The sequence below is a fragment of the Sulfuricurvum sp. RIFCSPLOWO2_12_FULL_43_24 genome (assembly GCF_001829605.1).
Taxonomy (GTDB): domain Bacteria; phylum Campylobacterota; class Campylobacteria; order Campylobacterales; family Sulfurimonadaceae; genus Sulfuricurvum.
Genome location: NZ_MIBT01000094.1, coordinates 4092 through 5538 on the forward strand (window position 1 = coordinate 4092; position 1447 = coordinate 5538).

General features: G+C 43.5%; 1 protein-coding gene. It reads left to right on the forward strand.

What is annotated here, in order from left to right:
- Positions 1-1442: diguanylate cyclase (locus A3G19_RS09015; RefSeq protein WP_294872173.1), on the forward strand; the 1442-nt coding region annotated here is incomplete at its 5' end.
- Between the last annotated feature and the right edge of the window lie 5 nt (positions 1443-1447).

Sequence of the window (1447 nt, forward strand, 5' to 3'; positions counted from 1 at the left end):
TAGGCGTATTTGGAATTCTTCACGGTATATCCGAATGGCTTATCATGTTCAAATCATTGGGAAGCGAAGAGACGAAAGAGACATTTTACCTGGCCGGCTTGATTATGATGAGCCTCTCGTATGCTATCCTTTTCTATTTTTCCTTACGGGTTATTTGGAATAAAACATTTGCGATGATCACTCTTCTCATTATTATTTTTGGTTTGGGAGCATTACTGATAGGTTTTCATCAGTTCACCTTAGTAAATGTCAATATAATGGTTCGCTACTTCCTCGGTGCTCCGGGAATATTCATGACCGCATACATCTTTTTTCATCCATTCTATCTCGTCCAAGGATCCGTATATGATGCGATGAAACGATGTGCTAATCTCCTTGCAAGCACTTTTTTTCTCTACGGTATCCTCGCAGGCCTCATTGTCCCCTCCGGAACATTTTTCCCCTCATCCATAGTAAATGGAGCATCTTTTGGAGCACTCACTACGTTGCCGGTCGAGCTGTTCCGCGCCTTGTGCGCCATTGTGGCAAGCTATGCGATTACACAAATATTACGTGTCTTTAAACACCAAACCGACTTTCATCTTCTCAGACTCTCAAAAGCCCTCGAAGAGAGCGGAGATACCGTAGTCATTACCGATACAGAGGGGAAAATAGAATATGTCAACCGTGCTTTTGAACAGCAATCAGGCTATTTAGCGCAGGAAGTGATCGGACATAAACCCAGTATACTCCGATCCGGCGAACACCAGAACTCCTTTTATCAACATCTATGGGATACGATCCTCTCAGGGGAGACCTATCGCGGAGTTCTGACCAATAAACGAAAAGATGCAACCCTTTATCATGAATTCAAAACCATCGTCCCGCTGAAAAACAAGCGTCAGGAACTCACGAATTTTATCTCTACCGGTAAAGATATTACCACACGAATACTCTTTGAACATGAGCTGGAAAAAGCTGCATCTACCGATCCGCTGACCAATGCGGCAAACCGATTACAGTGTAATCGATGGCTCAAATTAGCCACTGAACATGCCCAGGATTCCAATATTTCAGTTGCCTTGATCCTTTTTGATATCGACGATTTCAAAAAAGTAAATGATACCTACGGACATAATGCCGGGGATGATGTCCTGAGCAAAATTGCCGAAGTCGTCCGCAGCATAGTAAGAAGCAATGATATGTTCGCACGCTGGGGCGGTGAAGAGTTTGTCATTCTACAGATAGACACACCTTTTGAGGGGACTATTGCCCTTGCCGAGCGGCTCAAAAAAGAGGTCGAGCACGCTACGTTTAAAGAGGTCGGTCAAATAACCGTTAGTATCGGCGTAGCTCAATACAATGGTGTTGAAAGTATCGAATCATTTGTCAAAAAGGCAGATGATGCCATGTATCAGGCAAAAACGGAAGGAAAAAATAGGGTTGTCGTGAGCAAAAGATAAGCTAT